Below are 18,438 nucleotides of genomic sequence, written 5' to 3' on the forward strand. Positions count from 1 at the left end.
AGTAAAATGAAACAGTTTGCTTTTTTGATTATAGGAATAATAACCGGACTTCTGTCCTCTTGCGGAGAGGGAAACGTTCATATCGGTGAAGAGATACATTTTTCACGGGAACAGAACTGGACCGGAGAACCGGCCGGTTTGATACATCATAACGGGAAATATCATCTGTTTTATCAATGTAACCCGTCGGATATTGTTTCTGGGAATATCTGTTGGGGGCATGCTGTCAGTACAGATATGATCCATTGGGAAGAATGCCCGATCGCAATCGCAGCAGATGAGAACGGCCAGGTTTATTCCGGTAGTGTGATTGTCGATAAGGACAATACCTCCGGACTAGGCTCTGCGGATCACCCGGTTTTTATCGCTTACTACACCCGTTATAAGCCGGAACAAGGTACAGGCAGTAATTCCTCTCCCTATTCGGTTGGAATGGCATACAGCAGAGATGAAGGAACGACCTGGACAGAGGCTGGTGTGGAGTGGGAAGATAATTCCGATAATAAGCGTTATCCCAATGTCTGTTGGAATAAACAGATAGATGCATGGGTAATGACTGTTTCTACAGGACGTACAGTCCGGTTTTATTTTTCACCGGATGCTATCCACTGGAAATGCATGAATGAGTTTGGAGGAGAAATGGATATAACGGGCAGTTGGGAAAATTCAACGCTTAGCCCATTGAAGATAGAGGGCTCGGATGATACGAAGTGGGTATTATTTATCAATGTAAACGAAGGAGTGTCGGATGGGGCACCGGGCACACGCTATTTTATTGGCGATTTCAATAACTCCGGTTTTCATATGACACAATCGAAAGAGTTGTGGGTTGATTATGGTAAAGATAATTATGGAGGCATCTTATGTAATAATTTACCGGATGACCGTACCATCATGGTCAGTTGGATGAATTGCTGGTTATATGCAAATCTGACACCACAAACAGAGAAGCGTGGAAGTATGACATTCCCCCGTGAATTGACATTGGTTTATGAAGGTAACAATTATACGCTTTGCTCAAAGCCGGTGCGTGAACTGAGCAGTTTATACGGCAAGACCCGGAAAATTGAAAATACGGAAATAGCAGGTATTCAAACTATTTTCAATAAAAGATCAGTCTCCCGATATCCTTTCGTTATTCATTTGGTTTTCGATGCCTCCGATCGTTATGCGATGTGGCATCCCCGTGAATATGGCATTCGTTTGAGAACAGTTTCCGGCGGAGAAATAGCCTTTGCATATCGGGCTGAAATGAATTATTACTATATGGATCGCTCCCGATTGTCGGACACTTCTTTTTCGGAAGATTATACAAGTCCGTTAGGAGCAGCCTACCGGGTAAATCCTCCGGTTGATGAATGGTACATTCTTGTCGATCGGGGCTCGGCTGAATGGTTTGCAGGAGACAATAAAGTTGCTATGACCTCTCTCTGTTTTACGGATGAGGCTATAGAATCAATAGATTGCTATACGGAGTCAGGGCATATTAATTTGAAAGAAGCCTCTTTGATAAGTATTGAAACAAACAAATAAATAAACAAATACCATGAAAAATGAAAATGTGATAGCAAAAATTATCCCGGTGATGCTGGTCTTCTTTACGATGGGGTTTATAGATCTTATCGGGATAGCTACGAATTATGTGAAGAGTGATTTTGACCTTTCCGATACGGCAGCCAATGCCTTTTCGGTGATGGTATTTCTGTGGTTCTTGGTCTTTTCTGTTCCTACGGGAATACTTATGAATAAAATCGGCAGGAAAAAGACGGTGCTGCTGAGTCTGATAGTCACCTTTGTTGCTTTATGTGTGCCTTTTGTCGCTTACAGCAGTATTTCCATGCTATTATGTTTTTCTCTTCTCGGACTGGGGAATACATTGATGCAAGTATCATTAAATCCTTTACTAACCAATATCGTAAGCGGGAATAAACTACCCAGTTTCCTGACATTGGGACAATTCGTAAAAGCTATAGCTTCTTTTGCTGCTCCGATTATTGCAGCTCAGGCATTGATTCATTATGGCAACTGGAAGCTACTTTTCCCGCTCTTTGCCGTTATTACCCTGATTGCTATCTTTTACCTCTATTTTACCGATATTAAAGAACATGCCATCGAAGGTAAGACTTCTTCTTTTAAAGAATGTATCGGAATGCTGGGGGATCGGATCATTCTGATCCTGTTTTTGGGTATATTGGTTCATGTAGGGATCGATGTCGGAGTGAATATTACAGCACCGAAGCTACTGATTGAACGAACCGGTATGGAGCTGGCTGAAGCTGGATATGCAACCAGTTTATATTTCCTGTTTCGTACTTGCGGTTGTTTTGCAGGTACTTTCATTCTGGCCAGGTTCTCTTCGAGAAATTTCTTTGTTATAAGCGTCTGTTTGATGCTTTTAGGTATTCTTGGCCTTTACTTCAGCTTTAATGCAATGACAATTTATATATGTGTGGCCTTTATCGGATTAGGAAACTCGAATGTATTTCCGATCATTTTCTCACGCGCCTTAATGTATAAGCCGGCACGTAACAATGAGATTTCCGGGTTGATGATCATGGGAATAGCCGGAGGAGCTGTTTTTCCGCTGTTGATGGGACTTGCTTCCGATAATCTCGGTGGCCAGGTCGGAGCTGTCGTTGTGCTAACAGTTTGTGTGGCTTACCTCGTATTTCTTATGTTGAAGTTTAATGAAAATACGTAACTTTGCATTTAATTGTCTGTACTACACAATTATATAAAAAAATATAAAGATTGGATTTTCCAGAATATACATTTAATGATTAGTAATTAAAGAAATAAAATATGTGCTTTATTGGAATAGATATCGGAACCAGTTCTATCAGTAGTGTTGCTTATGATCTGAAAAAAAATAAAATAGAATCGGTCACAATTACCAACGACTCAACGATTGTTTCGGAGGTTCTTTGGGAGAAAACCCAATCTCCCGGCAGAATCATTGAGATCGTGGAAGAAATAATGGATGATTTCTCTTCGCGTTACCCGGATATTAAAGGCATTGGTGTTACGGGACAAATGCATGGAATACTTTATTTGAATGAACAAGGCGAAGCGGTCAGTCCACTTTATACCTGGCAGGATGGGAGAGGTAATCAGTTATATCGTGATAATAAGACTTATGCAACTTACTTGTCGGATGAAACAGGCTATGCGCTGGCAACAGGTTTCGGTCTGGTGACGCATTTCTATAATCAGGTAAATGGGCTGGTTCCCGGTGATGCGAAACAGATCTGTACGATCATGGATTATGTTGTCATGAAGTTGGCCGGACAGAAAACGCCTCTTACTGATTACTCGAACGGTGCAAGCATCGGCTTTTTCGATACGAAAAATTTGTGCTTTGATCATGCCGCTTTGGATAAAGTGGGAATAGATCTTTCTATTTTACCGGAATTGTCGGAATCGGCCACTTGTTGTGGTTATAATAAGCAGCAGATACCCGTATATTCAGCGATAGGAGACAACCAGGCTGCTTTCCTCGGCTCGGTAAAGGATATCCATCATTCAATTCACATAACCGTAGGGACAAGTAGTCAGATCTCTGTTTACTCGGATAAGTTTATAAAAATACCGGAACTGGATACAAGGCCTTTCCCCGGGGGTGGATACATATTGGTGGGAGCCGCTCTTTGTGGCGGTCAGGCGTTCGTTTTGTTGAAAAACTTTTTTGAGCAGACTCTACGGTTTTTTTTACCGGCATTATCAGATGAGCAACTCCAGGCCGGCGGTTTGGATTTTTACCAGGTGATGACTTCTGTTCCCTATAAAGGAGACGTTAGTGGTCTTCCCATTGTGGAAACTTTATTTGACGGAACCCGTTTTGCTCCGTGCAAACGTGGTCATATTGAAAATATATCTCTTTCTAATTTTACTCCGGAAAATTTGATATTGGGTTTTCTGAAAGGCATCAGTCGTGAACTGTATAATTTTTATCAAAGGCTTCCGGAGAATATCCGTCATGAAAAAGATGTTATCGTTGGTTCGGGGAATGCTCTTAAAAGAAATCCGCTCCTGTGTCAGGCATTTGAAGAATTATTCGGATGTAAGTTGTCTTTTTCTTTGTATCAGGAGGAGGCTGCTTTTGGGGCTTGTTTGAGTGCTGTTAAAGGAGAAGACAGATGTAAAATTGCTTAAAGAGTCAGAATTGAGATTAAGGGAAATCACTGGAAATGTTATCTGGATAACCAGTTGGAGTATGAATATACTTATCAGCCGGTAATCCGTCATTATGCTGTTTCGGGCTATGATAAGCAGACTAACGAGGTTGTTATCAAATTGGTGAATGGTGAGAATACGCCGTGGAATATTTCGATCAACCTGTCTAATATGAAATCGGTTCAGTCGGAAGGTACGCAGATCACTTTAAGTGGCATGGATCCGGATGATGAGAACAGTTTTGTAAATCCGGAAAAAGTCGTTCCGGTAGAAACCGTCTTGAAAGGAATAAAACCTTCTTTCGAAATGGTTTGCCGGCCTAATTCATTTACGATCCTGCGAATTCCTTGCGAACATTGATATTGTAAAATAGATGAACCCCTAATGTCAGAGAAAACATTAGGGGTTTATATTTTTATTAAAAATATCGTTTGATGGTATTGTATATGTAAAAAGGACACTCTACATTTGCCGGCCATTATCGATATATTAATAAGCAAATATCTACTTCTATGAATGCAAAGGTAAAAGGATACGTATTGGGGGCCATAGCTGCCGCCACTTACGGCATGAATCCTCTTTTTGCTCTTCCCCTTTATAAAGCGGGAATGGATCCTGATTCTGTATTGTTTTTCAGATACTTGTTTGCCATTCCGGCATTGGGTGTTATGCTTAAAGCAAGAGGACGAAACTTTAAATTATGCCGGAGAGACCTCGTTCCGTTGATTGTCCTTGGATTCCTGGTCGCTTTTTCTTCGCTTGCCCTGTTCCAGAGTTATAATTACATGGAAGCCGGTATTGCATCGACCTTGTTGTTTGTTTATCCGATCATGGTTGCCCTGATCATGTCGGTGCTTTTTAAGGAGAAATTGACCTTGCAGACTATTCTTTGTATTTTCCTGGCATTAGGTGGTATAGGTTTGCTCTACCAAACCGGTAGCGGTGCGACACTTAGTACGATGGGTGTCCTTCTGGTTATGGGATCGGCGCTCAGTTACGCAATTTATATCGTTGGTGTGAACCGGCCGAGATTGAAGGATATAGCGACTCTTAAACTGACTTTTTATGTCTTGCTTTTCGGTGTTTTGCTTTTCCTGATCCGTGTGGATTTCGGGCAGAGCCTGCATATTCCCAACGACTGGTACCTGTGGGGTAATCTGATCGCTTTGGCTATCTTTCCCACCGCAATATCATTCCTGTGTACCACTCAGGCCATACAGTATATCGGTTCAACCCCGACAGCCATCCTCGGTGCGTTGGAACCTCTGACAGCTGTCTTTTTCGGTGTGACCATTTTCGGTGAAGTACTGACACCCAGATTGGGTTGTGGAATCGTGATGATCATCCTGGCTGTAACACTCATTATCGCCGGAAGTAATATCACAACCTATCTGATCCGTTTCAGGAAATTGTTTCCCCGGCTTCCGTTCAAGAAAAGGAGTGCTTGAATAAAGAATCGTTACGTGTATTGAGTTTAGAGAAGGAAAATATCAAAATGTAAAATGATGTCCTTTTTCTATAGGCTGTATGTGGCCCCGTTCGGCATTGTGCGTTTTTATTTGCTTTACGCGTATGACAAGAATGTCATTGTGTAGATATATACTCGATAATTATTTCTTTGTGGTTTCTGCAGAATTCGTTATTCGGAATCTTGGGTTGGGATGGCTGTTATTTGTGTCGATTTGCTTTGTCGTGTCTGTTCATGTATTTGCTCCTTCTGTAAAAGAAATATGTTATAAAGTATGTATTTGGGCGTAAAAATACTAGCTGAAAAAGATTTTTCCGGGTGTAATTAACAAATATTTACTCTTCGATAAAGGCTAACTTTGTTTTAAATGAAAAAAATTTCGTTTTAAACGAAGTTGTAATTCCTTTTAAATGAAAATTCTGGATTGATCTAAGTTGGATTAATGTTAAATATTGTATTTTATCCTCATCTGGCTTGGTTGTTTTAGTAAAAGGAGTTGATTTTATAATTGTCTAAAACGATGCATTTTGTCAGTTTTTATGGAAGAAATGTATCTTATTGCTGTTTTGCGGAAACGCAATCAAATACACTTACGAGATTTACCTCCGATTGATCAGATACCATCTGGATGGCAAGTATCTGATTGAGAATAATCTGGCAGAAAATGCTGCCGTCATCTATTCTTTGATGAGCTGCTGTAAAGCAGGAGAAGTAAACTTTAGAGAATGGCTGGTGTATGTCCTGAAGAATATATATGGCTATGACAGTTCATAATTATCAACCGTTGATTAGTCGCCATAGTAATTCAAATTAGTACGTATAGTAATTGCAAATAGATAGGCTGGAAAATATAATATCTTCTCATTGTTTGCATATTATAATATTTATTGTACTTTGCACTTTGAATGACACACACAAGTATTGATATGAAAAACGCCTTACTATTATTTATTTTGTCTTGTTTGTTCTTTTCCTGTAAAAAGAACAGTGAAATCCGTTCGAAAATAAAAGAAGCGGAAGAATTGATCTGGATTGAACAGCCGGATAGTGCTTTCTCGCTTCTGGAAGGTATTACGAACCCGGATGTTCTGAATGATAAAGCATTTGCTCATTTCTGTTTGATTTATGCCGGACTGTCTGAACAGTTGGGTGAAGATATGCCGTTTGTCCCGCAGATGGAACGAGCAAATGGGTATTATGAAAAGTATGGCTCTCCGGAAGAAAAGATGAATTGTTTGCTGTACTTGGGGATGTCTTATGAAGAGGAAACGGATTTCGAATGGGCGATGAAATCGTATTTACAGGCGGTGGAGATGGCGAAAGTAGAGAAAAAATATTTGTTGGCAGGGAAATTGTATAACAAGATTGCCGGATTGCATGATTTTGATGATAATTATGATGAGGCAGAACGTTGCCAATTGTTGAGTGGTGAATCTTACTTAAAAGGGAATGATAGCGTGAATTATATTTATTCGCTTCGGAATATAGGGTGGCTTCATGTGCTAAAAGAAGAATATAGAGAGGCTTCGGAGTATTTCCAGAATGCTTATAGATTAGCTTTGCCTTTGAATGACTCGTTGTTGCTAAGCTCTTTAACGAATCGGTTAGGGAATAATTATAAAGAAATGAATAGCTATTCATTGGCAGAAAATTATTTGTTCAAATCGATTGCTTATGATGAAGCAGGGAGTGGGCCAACTTATTTAGCATTGGCTAATTTGTTTACAAAAAAAGGAGAATATGATAAAGCACGTGAATATATAGAAATGGCTATTTTGCATAAAACGACTGACCGACCACTGACCGGTGGAATATTATACAGATCGTATATACTGGAAAAAGAGTTGGGTAATTACTCTTTGTCGTTGGACTATTATGAACGTTTTAACCATTTTGCTGATTCCATTGCTGAATTACAAGCGAAAACAGATGTGCTAAAAGCAGAAAAACGATATGAATATGTTGAGGTTTTGAATGAAAATACGAAATTGGAGTTGGAATATTATCGTTTTTTTGTTGGTAGTATTTTTATGTTTTTGATATTTGTTATTCTTGTCGTTAAGTATAGATATAGTCTTACTAAAAAAAATGAGAAGTTGAGAAATAAACAAAAGGAAATAAATAATGTATTGCAGGAGAAAGAATATGCAGTGCAGGGATTAAGTGAAAAAATATCAGGTATTCGAAAGGGTATATTAGAGAATTCTGATGTGTATAAAAAAATGATTCAGAATGCCCAATCAATAGAGAAAGCTAAAAAGAATCTGTTGACGGATCAGGAATGGCAGGCATTGTATGAGCTATTACGAATGGCATATCCGTTTTTTATGGATGGCCTACAAAAGAAATTCCTTGGTTTGACTGAGACAGAAAAGCGTTTTTGTTGTTTACTGAAACTAAGTTTTAATAATCAGCAGTTGGCTGTCTTTTTAAATATACAACCAACATCTGTCGATCGTAAGCGTTATAGGATCCGGAAAAAGGGAAATTTGGAAAATACAGAAACAACCTTGGAAGAAGTTATTGCAGGGCTTTAAATATTACTTCGAGATGGATTAAACACCCTCTGTACATATGTAACCATGTGTGTAGAGAGTGTTTGTTGTTTTATAATCAGCCTGTTAGCTCGTTTTGTGAAATTGATACTCTGTACATGCTATTTACTGTTTTGCATTGATCGTTTTGTTAATAGACTCCATACCTTTGCTGTCGGAAATAAAACAATTAGAATAATGAAAAGATTTTTATTAATTATGGTGTTGTTATGTGTAACAATGGCTGGTTTTGCAAAGAGGGAAAAGATCGATTTAATGGATCAAGCACGGTCTTTAATGCCTTCGATCGAAGCGTATATCGATGATCGAATGTTAGAGTTGGAAATTTCAGAAGACTTGGGAACATTGGATATATTAATAAAAGATGTTTCTGGGAATGTGGTTTTCAGTTCAGTAATTGATGGAAATCATGTTGCTATTCCTCTGGGTTTGGATTTGAAAAAAGGAGACTATGTGCTTATCATTGTAAATAAAGAAAATATTCTTGTGGGGAACTTTTCTATAGAAGAATAATTACTTGCTTTGGGTAAGTTAGAATTGCAAGGTTTTTTGATATAATATAAAAATTACTAACTAATTATTAATGAAATGAATGTATTTAAATTATGCGTAGCCACAGTATTTTGCTTTACGATGGCTTCTTGTTCAAATGAAGACTTAGACAGTGTCTCTGTTCCAGACCAATTGCCTAAAACAAAATCTGTGGAGAATGTGATAGAGTTATCTACTGTGGCTCAGTTGTTAGCTTCTATGGAAATCGATCAGACAGTAATGAATGAAGTTAAAATGGGAGTAGATCGTTCTTTAGCTTATGGTTTGGATGAAGAATATCGGTTTACTGATATGTTATGGCCCACTTCAAGTAAATTATTGCGGACTACGAATAATTATTCTTTTGTGGAAAAATTGAAAAATATATTAGAATCTTCTTCAATTGTGGAAGCTTATGGATTAAAATCTCCGGATATTCTTGATTATTTGTCTGAAAATGATGTTCAGATATATTGGCCTTATTCTAAAGCGTGGGATGGTAGGACGAAGCCTATCATTACATATCTTTTAGATGGTGATGAGAATTATAGATTGGGGTATATGATAAATGAAACCTCTAATATAGATACTATCAGTTTAGATAAAGAATTTGTAAAGACGCATCCGGTCTGGATAATAAGTAAGAATAATACTCCTTATGATGAGTTACCTAATTTTGAAAATGGGGAATATGTTAATAAAGATGGTGTATTTTTTTATAGTGAAGTGGCCAATCAATGGTTAAAAGAAAAGACTAGAGATGTGAGAACTTCACCAGGGACTGTTCCTGGATATATGCCAGGAAGTGCTGTTTATATTGGATCTATTAATTCTAAGAATAATCATGATGGAGGATTAGCAGGAGGACCTGAGTTTGATTTTATTTGGTGTCATGTAGGCCAGCCTATATCTGGTCCAGATCCTATTCCTTTTGTTAATAGATATAGAATTAATGTTTCAAAATCTGATGTTGGGACGGCAAAACAAATTGATCTGTGTATTCAGCCTAATTGGACACCTCAAGAAATAGATAATGCTTTAATTGTAATTGAAAAAGATGGTGGTAAAGATAAAAATAGAAGTGTTTCTTTGAAATATAATTATATGGGAAAAATTCTTCCGGTTAATGTATCATATAAATATGAGAAAAGGGATGACTTCATTTTAGATAAAATTTTTAATCGTACAGATATATTTGGCGATAATAATAAAACCACAGAAGGTGCTTGGAGACAATATAATGGTGACGAGTTTTGGGTTACTTTGCCAACGAAATGAAATAATTGATACAGTTAATAGGAACTTCTTGGATTCAGAATTGTTTAATATAAGTTGCATTCGTTTAAACTTTTTCTGTTGGCTATAAATTTGATCTTATTAATACTCATGAATTTAAAGTATGAATTGAAAAGTAGGTTTAACATTTGAAGAGTGATCGGTGGTTTCAAAAAATCAGATAACTGTGGTGTGACTTTTGGAGAACCCAGTGTTATACTTCGATTATTTTCTTTATACAATATAATAGTCTTGTGGTCGTTCTTAATAAACGAGACACTTTTAAGTCATGTATTAATATAAATATAATGAAAAAGACACTAGTATTAATTGGCATTACATTATGCTCTATTTTTAATTATGTACAAGCTGCCGATATCGAAGCTCGTACCGGAGTAATGGCTGGCGATGTATGGGGACTCCATGCAGGAGCCTATATAAATTTCCCACAATCAAAGTTATTTTCGATTCAGACCGGATTGTTGTTACATACAGCTAATCAGTGGTCAGTTAGAAATACGGATACGTGGGATATCGATTTTAATGTTCCTGTTTATGCTTCATTCCATATCCCTTTAAGTGAGAAAACGAATCTCCGTTTGAATGGCGGTGCGTATATAGGTACCGGAAGTTCGTGGCAAATAGGAGCGACGGCAGATGTTGGTGTGGAAGTGAAACGGTTGTTTGTAGGTGTAAGTTGTTTCCAGAACTGCATTAATAATCAGGAGTTCTTATTGGGAATATCTGTCGGCTATAAATTCCATTTATAATTAACTTGGTTTGCTATAAAGGGGTTTAATATCAAAGCCTGTGAAGATCTTGTAACAATAAGGCAACAACACTTCGTTTGGGATGAAGTGTTGTTGTTTATTTCTCTGTTGGTTATAAATTTGCATTATGACCATAAAAATAATAAATTCGCTGTCCAAATAGACAGCTATGCTTGATCTCGACAAACGATCCCTCATGTATCTGCCGGGTGTAGGCCCGAAGAAGGCGGAGATATTACGGAAAGAAGCCGGAATATCTTCGTATGAAGATCTGTTGTTTTATTTCCCGTATAAATATATTGACCGTAGCCGTTTTTATAAGGTGGCGGAGATTACGGGTAATATGCCTTATATCCAACTGAAAGGACGTATACTGTATTATGATACGGTCGGAGAGGGGCGGACCCGCCGCCTGGTGGCTAAATTTACAGACGGGACCGGGACGATCGACCTCGTTTGGTTCAAGGGACTTAACTATGTGACGGATAAATATAAGACAGGGACCGACTATATCGTTTTCGGTAAGCCGGCCGAGTTCGGCCATATCTATAATATTCCCCATCCCGACATCGATCCGGTGGAACAGGCAGAGCAGGTGGCCGGCGGTCTGACACCTTTCTATAATACATCGGAGAAGATGAAGAAATCGTTCCTCAATTCGAGGGCGATACAGAACCTGCAATATACCTTATTAAGTGCGTTGAACTGGGAGTTGCCTGAAACACTTCCCCCGGATGTGCTGTCGCGTATCCGTATGATGCCGTTGAAAGAAGCGATCCGGAATATCCATTTCCCGGAATCGGCGGAGAAATTGAAACAGGCACAGTTACGCCTGAAGTTCGACGAACTTTTCTTTATACAGTTGAACATCCTCCGTACGGCCAGTCTTCGGAAACTAAAACTGAAAGGAATCGTTTTCCCAACCGTCGGGGATTACTTCAATACATTTTATAAAGAGTATCTTCCTTTTGAACTGACCGGAGCACAAAAACGAGTCGTCAAGGAAATCCGTGCCGATATGGGAAGCGGACGACAGATGAACCGTCTTTTGCAGGGTGATGTGGGAAGCGGAAAGACATTGGTCGCATTGCTCTCCATGTTGCTGGCTGTCGATAACCATTGCCAGGCCTGTATGATGGCACCGACCGAAATACTTGCCACCCAGCATTATGCCACCGTCATGGAGTTTCTGAAGGATATGGATATCCGTGTTGCGCTGCTGACCGGTTCGACGAAAAAGAAAGAACGGAATGTGCTGCTTCCGGCTATTGCCCGGGGGGAAATACAGATCGTGATAGGGACGCATGCCCTGATCGAAGAGACTGTCGTTTTTTCTTCGCTGGGACTGGCCATCATCGACGAGCAACATCGTTTCGGAGTGGAACAACGTTCGCGCCTGTGGAAAAAGAATGCCATTGTTCCGCATGTACTGGTGATGACGGCAACACCCATCCCCCGGACTCTGGCCATGACGCTGTACGGAGATCTGGATGTCTCCGTGATCGATGAATTACCTCCCGGACGTAAGCCGATCCAGACGATGCACCGGTACGACAACAAGAAAGCCCAGCTCTATGATTTTCTGCGTAAGGAGATCGGATTGGGGCGCCAGGTCTATGTCGTTTATCCGTTGATCGAAGGAAGTGAAAAGCTGGATTACAAGAGTCTGGAAGATGGCTTTGAAACTTTTAAGGAAGTCTTTCCGGAATATAAGGTCTGTATGGTTCATGGAAAGATGAAGGCGGCCGACAAGGATGCCGAAATGCAGAAGTTCATATCCGGAGAAGCACATATATTAATGGCAACGACCGTGATCGAAGTAGGCGTGAACGTGCCGAATGCCTCCGTGATGGTCATTGAGAGTGCCGAACGTTTCGGACTTTCGCAGTTGCACCAGTTGCGCGGGCGTGTCGGACGTGGTGCGGAACAGTCCTATTGTATCCTGGTCTCCTCTTATAAACTGAGTAACGATACCCGTAAACGTCTGGAGATTATGGTAAACAGCAATAACGGTTTCGAAATAGCGGAAGCCGATCTGCGCCTTCGCGGGCATGGCGATCTGGAAGGAACCCAGCAAAGCGGGGAGGGGCTCGACCTGAAAATCGCCAATCTTGCAGCCGATGGCCAGATTCTCCAATATGCAAGGGATATCGCATTGGAAGTTTTGGACAAAGACCCGGAATTGTTGTCCGAACCTAACCGGATTTTGAACGAAAGGTTAAAAACACTCTTTGCCCGGAAGATAAATTGGGGTATGATCAGCTAATATGTTGTGAAACATGTTTTTGTGTAATGCGTTGTTTTTCAGTAAGAATAAATGGTGCTTTTGAATTTCTTTATTTTCATTGCGGAAATTTTTCAGGATTGAATTTTGTCAACTTACTCAAAATAACGAACTTTGGTCGATTTGTAAAAAATAGGGGCTGTTTCACAGCTTATTTTACTCCTGGATTCCGTATTTCGAAAAATGATAAAAATGAAGATAAAAGCACTACTTTTTATTTGCTGTACCTCCCTGATGGTATCGGCTGTATCGGCCAAAGATCCTGAAGGAAAAGATACACCAAAGCAGACAATCCATATCGTAAAGATGGATAAGCGCGTGTCGGAACTGATGGCTGACCGCGTAACGATCAGAAAAGATATGGGACTGAAAGAATTAGCAGAGATTAATGCAAGAGTGGATGAATCACTTGCCGCAAACGAAGATTTATTGTTCCCGGCAGATGAATTATACGGCTCAAACTGGGATACCCGTTGGGTAGATCCTTTCCGCGGAGGTTCCAAGATCGAGATGCCTGACTCTTGTGCTATCGATTGTTCCGCTTTTACCCTTCCTATCGACAGTCAGATTAAAGTAACTTCCAAATATGGTCCCCGTCGTCGTCGTATGCATAAAGGTATCGACCTGAAAGTACAGATCGGCGATACGATCCGTGCGGCATTTGACGGTAAAGTTCGTATCCGTAATTTCGAACGTCGCGGATATGGTAATTACCTGGTGGTTCGCCACCCGAACGGACTGGAAACAGTTTACGGTCACTTATCCAAATCGCTTGTAGATGTAAACGACATCGTACGTGCAGGCGATCCGATCGCATTAGGAGGAAATACCGGACGTTCTACCGGTTCTCACCTTCATTTCGAAACACGCTTTTTAGGTCAGGCTCTCAACCCGGCCGATATTATTGACTTCGAGAACGGAGTTCCCCACCAGGACACTTATGTATTCCATAATATAAAGATTAACGGTCGTAAGAGTAATATCTATACTTCTTCAAGCGACCAGATGGTTTATCACCGTGTGAAATCCGGCGATACATTAGGCAAGATCGCCCGTATGTACGGAACAACTGTGAACGAACTTTGTCGTCTGAACGGTATCAAGAGTACTAGCATGCTTCGTCTGGGACAGTCTATCCGTTGCAGTGCCGGCAAAGAAGTAGCTGCAGCTAAGCCTGCCACAAAACAGACTACGGCAAAAGCAACGACAGCTGCGGCTAAGACTACTAAGACTACTACTGTAGAAGCTGTGACTCCTGTTGCTTCACTGACTGGAAATGCCTCAACAGCTCAGGCAGCAGAGCCGGTTTATCACCGTATCAAAAGTGGCGATACGCTGGGGGCTTTAGCTGCTAAATACGGAACAACTGTCAGCAAGTTGTGCGAAATGAACGGGATATCTAAAACAACCGTGTTAAAATTAGGTCGTTCCATCCGTTGTAAATAAGTTATTTTTAAGATAAAGGAAAGGCACGGATGAAATCATACATCTGTGCCTTTGTTGTTTTTTTACTATCTTTGCGGCATAATAATGTAGGATATGGCTGATACGAAAGAACAGTTTGAGAAAGTGATCTCCCAGTGCCGGGAGTTATTCGAAAAGAAGTTGAAAGATTACGGTCCATCGTGGCGGATTATGCGTCCCCAGTCGTTGACCGACCAGATATTTATTAAAGCAAACCGTATCCGCAGCCTCGAGATAAAAGGAGTAAGTATGGTGGATGAAGGGATACGTCCCGAGTTCGTAGCCATCGTTAATTACGGGGTGATCGGATTGATCCAGCTGGCCAAAGGTTTTTCGGATACCACCGATATGACGAACGAGGAAGCACTGGCATTATACGATAAGTACATTACGGAGACCAAGGAGTTGATGTATGCCAAGAACCATGATTACGACGAAGCCTGGCGCAGCATGCGTATCAGCTCCTATACCGACCTGATCCTGATGAAGATCTACCGTACGAAGCAGATCGAAAGCCACGGTGGTAAGACCATCGTCTCGGAAGGTGTGGATGCCAACTATATGGATATGATCAATTATGCCCTGTTCGGTTTGATCAAACTGGAATACGGCGAAGAATAATATATGAACTATAAAGAGACTGCGATAAAAATACTGACTGAGTGCAGCCGTCTATTGATCGGGGTAGTGTTTATCTTTTCCGGTTTTGTGAAGGCGGTCGATCCGATGGGAGGAGCCATTAAGATTGGCGATTATCTGACTTCTTTCGGCCTGGATTTCTTGCAGCCCTTTACCGTTCTTGCCTCTTTTGCCTTATCGGCGGCCGAGTTCGCGATGGGTGTTTGTATGTTGCTCGGCGTATACCGTCGCTACAACTCCTTCCTGGTTTTACTTTTCATGGCGTTCATGACGCCGCTGACATTATATCTGGCCCTGTTCAATCCGGTTTCCGATTGTGGCTGTTTCGGTGATGCGATCGTTATCTCCAACTGGGAGACCTTCTTCAAAAACCTGGTATTGTCCGCAGCGGCGATTATGGTGTTTATGAATTCCGGAAAGATGTTCCAGTGCTTTACCTTTAAAGTGTATTGGTTTGTTGCCTTGTTTTCTTACATCTTCGGTATCGGGTTCGCTTACTGGAACTATAACCATCTGCCGGTCATCGATTTCCGTCCGTATAAGATCGGGGCGAATATCCCATCGTTGATGGCTATTCCCGACGGAGCACCGGAAGACGAATACCGTTACACCTTTGTTTATGAGAAAGACGGCATCAAGAAAGAATTCTCGCTGGAAGACTATCCGGAGAATGACAGCACCTGGACTTTCGTGGAGTCGAAGACCGAACTCCTAAAAAAGGGATACGAACCGCCGGTGGCCTCTTTCAATATTTATAATGCTGAAGGAGACGATGTCACAGACGATATATTGCATAATCCAAACCCTGTCCTTTTGTTGATCGCACCGAAACTGGAAACAGCGAACGACGAACGTATCGATGAGATCAACAGTGTTTACGATTATGCCCTCGAATATGAATTGCCGTTCTACTGTGTCACGGGCTCTTCTCCGGAGATGATCGACGAATGGAGCGATAATACCGGAGCTGAATATCCGTTCCGCATGGCTGATGAAGTGTTACTGAAGACGATCATCCGCGCCAACCCGGGGCTTGTCCTGTTGAAAGACGGTACCGTACTGGGTAAATGGCATTATAACGATATCCCCGACGAGGAACATATCAAGGCCGAAATCGAGAAGCATCTCGACGCAAATAAAACAAAAGAAAAAGAAGATGGCTGGCTAATAACCATCTTATTAACTTTTACCGTACCTTTGCTGCTCGTTTGGGTATATGACTTTTTCCGTTTCCGCCGGAGACGGAAAGACAAGGCAGAATAGAAGATTTTTATTTATATATTTAATTAATTAAATCATGAGAAAGAATATTGTTGCAGGAAACTGGAAGATGAACACTACTCTTCAGGAAGGCCTGGAATTAGCAAAAGGATTAAACGAAGCCCTGAAAGGCAAAGCTATCAACTGTGATGTAATCATCGGTACTCCGTTCACTCACCTGGCAAGCATCGCTGCTGCTATCGATACAGACAAGATCGGTGTAGCTGCTGAAAACTGTGCAGATAAGGAAAAAGGTGCTTACACTGGTGAAGTTTCAGCTGCAATGGTTGCTTCTACAGGTGCTAAATATGTGATCCTTGGCCACTCTGAAAGACGTGCTTACTATCACGAAACTCCGGCTATCCTGAAAACTAAAGTTGAACTGGCTCTGGCTAACGGTCTGACTCCGATCTTCTGTATCGGTGAAGTATTGGAAGAAAGAGAAGCCGGCAAACACTTCGAAGTGGTAGACGCTCAGATCAAAGAATCATTGTTCGATCTTTCTGCTGAAGATTTCGGTAAGATCGTTCTGGCTTACGAACCGGTTTGGGCTATCGGAACAGGTAAGACTGCTACAGCTGAACAGGCTGAAGAAATCCACGCTCACATCCGTGCTACACTGGCTGCTAAATACGGCAACACAGTAGCTGACGATTGCACAATTCTGTATGGCGGTAGCGCAAATGCAGGTAACGCTAAAGAATTGTTCTCTAAACCGAACGTAGACGGTGGTCTGATCGGTGGTGCTTCTTTGGCTGTTGATAAATTCATGCCGATCGTCGAAGCATTTTAATGACATTATCTTGTAGGGAAGGAGCGGTTCTGCTCCCTCCCTCTCGATTTGAACATAAAAAACAATCACAATGAAGAATTTCCCTTGTATCATTTTATTATTCATGTTGCTGGCCTGTGTGACCGGAGCGTCTGCACAGACAAGTGTCGACGGATCGGTTCAGACAATCTTCGATGATCTCCAGACCTCGAAGCCGGGTAAAGGCGAGGTGATAATCAATCAGCCCCAGGCTCTCCGGGATTTAGTTGGAGTACGCTTGTCGGGTGATAATGTTGAGAAGACGGACAGCACTGCTTTCCTGAAGATACAAGGTTTCCGGACACAGGTTTTCTCCGGTAATAACCAGCGTAAGTCGAAAGACGAAGCGTTTGATAAGGAGAAGAAGGTTAAAGAGCTTTTCCCTGACGTCCCGACTTATGTTACCTATACCGCTCCGTTCTGGAGGTTGCGTGTAGGTGATTTCCGTTCGCACGAAGAAGCGTATCATATGCAGCGCCTGCTGATGACAGCTTTCCCTTCGTTCGGAAAGGAAATGTATATTGTTAGAGAAGAAGTAAAGATCCCTCTGAATTAACAGTGGCGAAAACTCTTTCGCCCTCCTTTATTATATACACAGAAATGATAGAAGAAATAAACGACAAGACCTTGGCGGCACGTGAAGAACTGGCAGGCCATTACAAAGGAATACTCGGTTTGCTGGGTGAGGATGCCGAACGCGAAGGTTTACTTAAGACGCCGGAACGCGTAGCGAAGGCTATGCAGTTTTTAACCAAAGGATATAACGAAGACCCTGCGAAAGTATTGGCTTCCGCCATGTTTCAGGAAGAAGATTACAAGCAGATGGTTATTGTGAAAGATATCGATTTCTTCTCTCTTTGCGAGCATCATATGCTTCCATTCTTCGGGAAGGCACATGTCGCTTATATTCCTAAGAAATATATTACAGGCTTAAGCAAGATACCCCGGGTGGTGGATATCTTTGCCCGTCGTTTGCAGATCCAGGAACGCCTGACGATGCAGATCAAGGATTGTATTCAGCAGACACTCGATCCGCTGGGCGTAATGGTCGTGATCGAAGCACAACATATGTGCATGCAGATGCGTGGAGTGGAAAAGCAAAACTCCCTGACTACTACTTCAGATTTCACAGGCTTCTTTCAGCAGGCAAAGACCCGCGAGGAGTTTATGAACCTTATTAAGAGCAACAGATAGTTGTCATACTAAAG

General features: G+C 41.3%; 16 protein-coding genes and 1 pseudogene. All 17 read left to right on the forward strand.

Translation table 11 applies throughout. The features are described from left to right. Window positions 1-6: 6 nt before the first annotated feature. The 17 genes and pseudogenes from BQ7394_RS01015 (at window position 7) to folE (ending at window position 18,424) form a co-directional block, all read left to right on the forward strand. Window positions 7-1,533: a glycoside hydrolase family 32 protein gene (locus BQ7394_RS01015; RefSeq protein WP_075555667.1), complete on the forward strand. Its 1,527-nt coding sequence runs from the start codon at window positions 7-9 to the stop codon at window positions 1,531-1,533. 13 nt (window positions 1,534-1,546) lie between these two features. Next, window positions 1,547-2,701 (forward strand): MFS transporter, encoded by a 1,155-nt coding sequence (locus BQ7394_RS01020; RefSeq protein ID WP_075555668.1) that lies wholly within the window; start codon window positions 1,547-1,549, stop codon window positions 2,699-2,701. Window positions 2,702-2,802: 101 nt separating this feature from the next. Then, the gene (locus BQ7394_RS01025) at window positions 2,803-4,152 is read left to right on the forward strand and encodes a sedoheptulokinase (RefSeq protein WP_075555669.1); all 1,350 of its coding nucleotides are present in this window, start codon (window positions 2,803-2,805) and stop codon (window positions 4,150-4,152) included. Window positions 4,153-4,206: 54 nt separating this feature from the next. Then, window positions 4,207-4,533 (forward strand): alpha-L-arabinofuranosidase C-terminal domain-containing protein, encoded by a 327-nt coding sequence (locus tag BQ7394_RS01030; protein ID WP_075555670.1) that lies wholly within the window; start codon window positions 4,207-4,209, stop codon window positions 4,531-4,533. A gap of 152 nt (window positions 4,534-4,685) precedes the next feature. After that, window positions 4,686-5,621 (forward strand): DMT family transporter, encoded by a 936-nt coding sequence (locus BQ7394_RS01035; protein WP_075555671.1) that lies wholly within the window; start codon window positions 4,686-4,688, stop codon window positions 5,619-5,621. Window positions 5,622-6,211: 590 nt separating this feature from the next. Continuing rightward, window positions 6,212-6,415 (forward strand): annotated as a pseudogene (locus tag BQ7394_RS01040) (IS66-like element ISPba3 family transposase); the annotation flags it as partial. 401 nt (window positions 6,416-6,816) lie between these two features. Next, on the forward strand, window positions 6,817-8,178 hold the full coding sequence (locus tag BQ7394_RS01045; RefSeq protein ID WP_235848642.1) for a tetratricopeptide repeat protein: 1,362 nt from the start codon (window positions 6,817-6,819) through the stop codon (window positions 8,176-8,178). A gap of 195 nt (window positions 8,179-8,373) precedes the next feature. Continuing rightward, the gene (locus BQ7394_RS25320; protein ID WP_161951769.1) at window positions 8,374-8,709 is read left to right on the forward strand and encodes a DUF3244 domain-containing protein; all 336 of its coding nucleotides are present in this window, start codon (window positions 8,374-8,376) and stop codon (window positions 8,707-8,709) included. A gap of 75 nt (window positions 8,710-8,784) precedes the next feature. Next, complete coding sequence (locus BQ7394_RS01055; protein ID WP_075555675.1) at window positions 8,785-10,005, forward strand: hypothetical protein; 1,221 nt, start codon at window positions 8,785-8,787, stop codon at window positions 10,003-10,005. 305 nt (window positions 10,006-10,310) lie between these two features. Continuing rightward, on the forward strand, window positions 10,311-10,772 hold the full coding sequence (locus tag BQ7394_RS01060) for a hypothetical protein (protein WP_075555676.1): 462 nt from the start codon (window positions 10,311-10,313) through the stop codon (window positions 10,770-10,772). Between the two features lie 169 nt (window positions 10,773-10,941). Continuing rightward, window positions 10,942-13,038: an ATP-dependent DNA helicase RecG gene (gene recG / locus BQ7394_RS01065; RefSeq protein WP_075555677.1), complete on the forward strand. Its 2,097-nt coding sequence runs from the start codon at window positions 10,942-10,944 to the stop codon at window positions 13,036-13,038. Between the two features lie 210 nt (window positions 13,039-13,248). Beyond that, window positions 13,249-14,502 carry a M23 family metallopeptidase gene (locus BQ7394_RS01070; RefSeq protein ID WP_075555678.1) on the forward strand — a complete coding sequence of 418 codons (1,254 nt, stop codon included), beginning with the start codon at window positions 13,249-13,251 and terminating at the stop codon, window positions 14,500-14,502. Window positions 14,503-14,595: 93 nt separating this feature from the next. Next, entirely contained in the window at window positions 14,596-15,141 is a 546-nt protein-coding gene (locus BQ7394_RS01075; RefSeq protein ID WP_028728255.1) for a DUF1599 domain-containing protein, read from the forward strand. Between the two features lie 3 nt (window positions 15,142-15,144). Continuing rightward, window positions 15,145-16,422 carry a BT_3928 family protein gene (locus BQ7394_RS01080; protein WP_075555679.1) on the forward strand — a complete coding sequence of 426 codons (1,278 nt, stop codon included), beginning with the start codon at window positions 15,145-15,147 and terminating at the stop codon, window positions 16,420-16,422. Between the two features lie 34 nt (window positions 16,423-16,456). Further along, window positions 16,457-17,212, forward strand: a complete 756-nt coding sequence (gene tpiA / locus BQ7394_RS01085; RefSeq protein WP_075555680.1) for a triose-phosphate isomerase — start codon at window positions 16,457-16,459, stop codon at window positions 17,210-17,212. A 70-nt stretch (window positions 17,213-17,282) separates the two neighbouring features. Next, window positions 17,283-17,786 carry an SPOR domain-containing protein gene (locus BQ7394_RS01090; protein WP_075555681.1) on the forward strand — a complete coding sequence of 168 codons (504 nt, stop codon included), beginning with the start codon at window positions 17,283-17,285 and terminating at the stop codon, window positions 17,784-17,786. A gap of 44 nt (window positions 17,787-17,830) precedes the next feature. Next, window positions 17,831-18,424, forward strand: a complete 594-nt coding sequence (gene folE / locus BQ7394_RS01095; RefSeq protein WP_075555682.1) for a GTP cyclohydrolase I FolE — start codon at window positions 17,831-17,833, stop codon at window positions 18,422-18,424. The last annotated feature ends 14 nt before the right edge of the window (window positions 18,425-18,438 follow it).

This window comes from Parabacteroides timonensis, assembly GCF_900128505.1.
Lineage (GTDB): Bacteria > Bacteroidota > Bacteroidia > Bacteroidales > Tannerellaceae > Parabacteroides > Parabacteroides timonensis.